The 5,691-nt window shown below is 39.4% G+C and carries 6 protein-coding genes; 2 read left to right on the top strand and 4 right to left on the bottom strand.

The window, feature by feature from the left end; all coding sequences use genetic code 11:
- A partial coding sequence (locus T546_RS24365) for a recombinase family protein (protein WP_034600362.1) occupies positions 1 to 1,062 on the bottom strand: 1,062 nt, incomplete at its 3' end.
- Complete coding sequence (locus T546_RS25445; RefSeq protein ID WP_156951398.1) at positions 1,059 to 1,202, bottom strand: hypothetical protein; 144 nt, start codon at positions 1,200 to 1,202, stop codon at positions 1,059 to 1,061. The genes T546_RS24365 and T546_RS25445, both read right to left, overlap by 4 nt.
- 188 nt (positions 1,203 to 1,390) lie before the next feature.
- Between T546_RS25445 and T546_RS26505 the strand changes: the two genes are divergently transcribed.
- Both T546_RS26505 and T546_RS0122115 read left to right on the top strand, forming a co-directional pair.
- Entirely contained in the window at positions 1,391 to 1,837 is a 447-nt protein-coding gene (locus T546_RS26505) for a DUF2975 domain-containing protein (protein ID WP_051630053.1), read from the top strand.
- 15 nt (positions 1,838 to 1,852) lie between these two features.
- Positions 1,853 to 2,056, top strand: a complete 204-nt coding sequence (locus T546_RS0122115) for a helix-turn-helix domain-containing protein (RefSeq protein ID WP_026893473.1) — start codon at positions 1,853 to 1,855, stop codon at positions 2,054 to 2,056.
- Between the two features lie 619 nt (positions 2,057 to 2,675).
- Here T546_RS0122115 and T546_RS24355 read toward each other — a convergent pair.
- Together T546_RS24355 and T546_RS0122095 are read right to left on the bottom strand one after the other, a co-directional pair.
- Positions 2,676 to 4,196, bottom strand: coding sequence for a VanW family protein (locus tag T546_RS24355; RefSeq protein WP_051630051.1), 1,521 nt, complete (start codon positions 4,194 to 4,196; stop codon positions 2,676 to 2,678).
- Positions 4,197 to 4,200: 4 nt separating this feature from the next.
- The gene (locus tag T546_RS0122095; protein ID WP_026893470.1) at positions 4,201 to 5,517 is read right to left on the bottom strand and encodes a redoxin family protein; all 1,317 of its coding nucleotides are present in this window, start codon (positions 5,515 to 5,517) and stop codon (positions 4,201 to 4,203) included.
- Positions 5,518 to 5,691: the final 174 nt, after the last annotated feature.

Here is a 5,691-nt window from a genome sequence, read left to right as displayed (position 1 = left end):
GCATTCCTTTTTCCCATATTGCTTATAACCGCTGCATACCAGCTCATGGTGATTTGGCCTTTTATTCTTTCCTGTAACAGACATATTTCTTTGACAGTCCATGCAAATGACAAGACCAGAGAAGATATTTTGAAATTCTGATTCCTCCTGCTTTTTTCTGGGAATGCTGCGTCTGCTTACCTGGTCAAATATCTCCTGTGTTATTATGGCCTGGTGTTTATTCTTTACCACGACCCACTCTTTTCTTGGCTGGGATAGAGTCATATGGCTTTTAAAAGATAGTTTTACCGTTTTCCCCTGAACGATATGACCTAAGTAGACTTCATTGGAAAGCATCTTGCAGATGGTTCCAGAAGTCCATTTGGAATCGTTGGAAGCTTCGTCCCGCTTTAAGTGAGGATGAGTCATGAAACGGTACTGGAGAGGGGTCTCCACCTTTCGTTCATTTAGGCTATCTGCAATCTGATAAGGAGAGTCACCATTTTCTGCCCGTAAAAATATTTCACGGACCAGTGGAGCTGTTACCGGGTCAATGATAAGATGATTTTTATCGTTGGGGTCTTTTATGTAGCCATATGGCGCAAAATTTCCAATAAATGCCCCCTCTTTTATCTTAGTCTGAAATGCGCTCCGAATCTTTTTTGACGTATCTCTGGCATACATTTCATTGACCATGTTTTTAAATGGAGCGATGTCATTAAAGGGATTATCGGAATCATAGCCGTCGTTGATTGCGATGTAACGGACCTTTTTTGATGGAAAGTAAAGTTCCGTATATTGTCCGGTCATGATATAATCTCTTCCCAAACGGGATAAGTCCTTTGTAATGACCAGGTTTACTTCTTTTGCTTCAATATCTTTAAGAAGACGCTCCCATGCGGGGCGGTTAAAATTCGTACCGGAGTAGCCGTCATCTATATATTCATCGTATACTTCAAATCCATGTTCTCTTGCATAGGCACGAAGCATCTTTCTTTGGGTGCTGATGCTGGCGCTTTCTAAAACCCTATCATCATCCTTTGAGAGCCTCATGTAGAGAGCTGCATGATACTGGGCCATCATGGGATAAGCCCTCCGGTTTCCCTGCGCTTTTTCAACAGCTCGATCATCAACTCCTGTGGTGTCTTGTTTCCCACATAAATTCGTTCCACTTTAACTTCTGTATGTCTGTATTTATGTGATGGCGCGTTTTCTGAATTCATCCAAAACACCTCCTGGAAAATCTTATTCCAGGGTGCTTGTACGATATACGTTTGCATAGCTATGGGGGAGTATTACATGAAGTGATGGTATTATTAATGATCTGGTTGGCAAATATTATTGTTTTTCGATAATTTATTATTGACATTCAATAAAACATTGACTATTATATAGAAAAAGGAGGTATCTTATGCAAACTAAATCTATTTCAATATCATTAAGTAAATTAATTATAGTAATAACCGCTCTTTTTATTGTAATAGCGATTCCGTTTATACCCACATTTTTAAATTCTTACATAAATACAATCCAGCTAAAATCAATTATTCTGTATTCTCTCATGATAACTTTTTATATAACAATTCCAGCTGCTTTGATTTTACTAGGTTGTCTTTATATCCTGCTGATTCATATTTCACGTAGTGATGTATTTGTTGATAAAAATGTGCGATTGCTAAAAGTATCGTCCTATTGCTGCTTTTTTGCGGCTATCGTTTATCTGTTTTTTGCAAGATTATATCTGTTCGCTCTTTTGATCTCTATTGTTATACTCCTGGGAGGTTTAATATTGCGAGTTATGCAGAACGTTCTGATTCAAGCAATTTTAATAAAAACAGAAAATGATTTTACGATCTGAAAGGATGTGAGCACAATGCCTATTGTAATTAATCTCGATGTTATGCTATCCAAAAGGAAAATAACAAGTTTAGAACTGGCTCAAAAAATAGACATTACCCCTGCTAATCTTTCCATCTTAAAAACAGGGAAAGCAAAAGCCATTCGACTATCTACATTAGAAGCAATATGCCGGGAATTGGATTGTCAGCCGGGTGATATTTTAGAATATATCAACTAGAATTAAGGGAGTAATATTATGTCCGAAGTTGAAATGTTAGTGAGAATAATTTTTACAGTACTTTTACCTGTAGGTTTGTTTTCATTAGCCATAATTTCATTTATCATTGGCACTTTCCTAAAATTCATAAAGTCAACAAAACATGATTTTTTTATGAAAATAGGTACTATATGCTTTACTATATCAATGATTATATATTTTTTATGCATAGTTATTGGATTTATACTTGTGTAATACAACGTATGAATGTATGTGAAATAACAAATTTAAACTCTTCTAGAGAATCAAACTTATTTGCTATTTGAATAATTCTTAAAGGAGATATCGATGTTTCATAATGAGTTATTAATATATGCTATATTATTTTTATACTTGCCTATGGTCTCATTTTTGTTAGGTACAATTATAGTGATTCTAGGTTTGATTCTAAAAATCAGGCAATCTTTATATTATAAAAGAATACTTAAAATTGGAGGGATCTTTTTTTCAATTTCTTTTGTCTTTTTCTATTTCATTATAATACTTGTCTTTTTTTATGGCATTGGTCCCGGAATGTCTGAATAAATATTTTAAAAAGAAGCCATTTCAAATGAATTTGAAATGGCCTCTGTCATCTTCTTTATCGCTGAACGTTTTCCTGTGACTGTGTTAAATCAATACCCGGTCCTTGGGGAACCGTTGTTGTCTCAGGCTGAGTTTCCGGTTGCGTCTCTGGTGCGTGAGTGGTCTCCGGAACGGTTTCTTCCACTTTATGAGTGGTATTTCTCTGTATAACTGCAGGTTTTCCCTTATACGTACTGTTATGAAGAGGTTCTTCCTTAACGACTGTATCACCTTTTTTGAATACGCGGAAGCTACGGTATACGCCTCCAAGACTTCCCTGATCTACAATCTTTTCTGTTCCAAAAGGAAGAGCTATATTTTCCTCATAGGTAGGAGTCACTGGAGCTGAATCCCTGACCTTTTCGGAACGGATGGTAACCTTTTGTCCATCTTCCAGGAATGGAATACCTACTACGGAAATCTTAAGCTTCTTTCCTTCCAGAGAAGCACGGACAACCACAGAGTTCTTACTAGTGTTTTTAAACTTTAAATCCGGTCCTGCATATCCGTCAAAGCTGACCATAGCATCCTGTCCCTTTTCAACATAGGAAGGAGCAAAGCTGTGGGAATTACGCTCGGTAGTCTTAAATCCACTTTCAATAATAGCGTGGTAAAGAGTGGTGGACACCTGGCAAACGCCGCCGCCTGGCTCCTCGATCAGGATTCCATTACGGTATGCGCCGGCTGGCTGATATCCTTTTTCTTTCGTTCGGTTTCCAGTGGTGTTGTTAAAGGAAAATTCTTCTCCTGGCTTTAAGACCACACCGTTAATGGCGTCCACAGCCAGACTGATATTTTTATTCCTGTTTTTATTATCCGTTGTGGTGGTTGTAAAGGTACCAATAATTTTATAGAGTTCCTTTGCCTGTGCTTCATTCCGGTCCGGAGGTGTCTGGGCAAACTCTGCCTTTACTTCGGCCTGATAATTATCGGCTTTGACGGCATCCATCAGCTGCTCAACAAGCTTTCCTTGATCTAAGGTTCTGCCGTTCTTTCCAGGTGTATACTGATATGCCCCGGTTTCCTTATTAAAGGATTCAAGCTGGGCACCCATGGGACTTTGATTCCATTTATTTGCAAGCTCCTCAGCCTGTTTTGTAAATGGCTCCTTCATTGCCTCATAATCTATATCATACTCCTGGGTCTCTTCCGGAGAAGTTTCCTCCAGCTTCTTTTTAATTGCCTTAATCTGGCTGTCGATTAAATTATCCAGTAAAACAGAATCCCCATCTGCACTTACCATCAGCTCCCACTGATAGCGCTCGTCAATGGTGTCTTCTGCTTCCTCTATGGTCAACCCGGATAGGTTGGTATTTCCTATTCGGGCAGATTTCAGTTTTTTTCTTAAATCCAGCACCTGTTCACTCGTACCCGGCTTTGTCTCTTCTGCATGACTGCCGGAATTGGTCTGGCTTCCCTTGCTGACATTGGTATAAAGCAGCCAGACAGCTGACAGGGCTGTTAATATTACGACACCATAACCGATGCTTCTGTTTCTTCTTCTAGCCCGATTTCTTCTTGCCCTGTTTTTATCCATATAATTAATCTCTCTCTCCTTTCAAGGTCTGGTTGATGATGCTTTGCATCATGTCTTTCGATAACTGCCCGCTGGCATAACCAAATACATTTCCATCACGATCTATCATATAGGTCGTTGGGAAAGAGTATATGCCGTAGGCTTCAAATAATTCTGCATCGGTATCCATTAATACAGGATACGTATAGCCATTATTTTCAAGAAAATCCTTAATTCCCTGTTCATTTTTTTCGCCCGAGTAATTAGGCGCTGCAATTCCTAAAATGATTACCCCATTCTCTCCTTCTGTCTCCTGAGTCTCATAGAGGTTTTGGATATCCGGCATTTCTGCACGGCATGGCGGACACCAGGTCCCCCAGAAATTAAGAAAAATTGTTTTCCCTTTATAATCAGAAAGGGAATGGGTCTTCCCAAACTGATCTTTTAATGTAAAATCAACGGCTGGAAGCGGCTTATCTTCTTCGCTCTCTCCGTCACTTACAGAAGTGCTGGTTTCATTGGCAGAGGAAGTTGTTTCCTCGTCCGTTGTCTCACTTTCCTTCGGTTCCGTACTCTTCGTTGTTTCTTTTTCACTGGAAATGGAAGGGGCCTGAAAGGAGGACAGGTAGCCGGTCAAAGCATTCATTTTCCCGGTAAACATTAGAATACCCATTAATATCATGAGAATACCGCCTGCTTTAACAGCACTCTTTGTCACATGCTTGTGAGTCTTAAAAAACTCCAACACTGTGGTGGTAAAAAAGCCTACTGCTAAAAATGGAAGGACAAAACCTAAGGTATAGACTCCAATGAGGATAAAACCAAGGGATTTTGTAGACGCAGATGCCGCCATAATGAGAACGCTTGCAAGAGCAGGACCTACACAGGGCGTCCACGCAAAACTGAAGGTAAAGCCCATCAAAAGAGCGGTTAATGGGGACATGGCTAACTTGTCAAAGGATAGGGAAAGTCTTCTGTCCTTCTCAAGCATAGAGGAGGTTCCAAGAATTCCTGTTTGATAAAGACCAAAGAAGAAAACAATGATTCCCCCAACTCTGGCAAATAGAAGCTGGTTGGATTTAAAAAAGTTTCCAAGAGCTGAAACACCAAGTCCCAGCAAAAAGAAAGTAAAGCTGATTCCAATTACAAAACATACGGTGTGAACCATGACCTTTTTCCGGTCATATTCCATTCTTACATCCTCTTTTGCGATTCCGGTTCCTCCGGATAAATACCCAATGTAAAGAGGAATCAGAGGCAGAACACAGGGAGAGAAAAAGCTTACGATTCCCTGTAAGAATACAGTCAGAACAGGGACGCTCACATCAATTGAAAAACCCAACCAAGTACCTCCTTTTTCACCTGCCGCAGCCAGTCGACTGGACATTTTCCATTATTTTCTGTACTATTTTTAGTTACAGTTTGATGTTGTAACTATACCATTTTGAGGAAATTGTGTCAAGTGAATAATGGCTCCTTTTCCACATGAAAAAGCATAGATTTCCTCTGTCACATG

This window comes from [Clostridium] aerotolerans DSM 5434 (assembly GCF_000687555.1).
In the GTDB taxonomy this organism is placed as follows: Bacteria; Bacillota; Clostridia; order Lachnospirales; family Lachnospiraceae; genus Lacrimispora; species Lacrimispora aerotolerans.
Note: the sequence above shows the minus strand (reverse complement) of the source record. Positions and strands in the feature narration are given on the sequence as shown.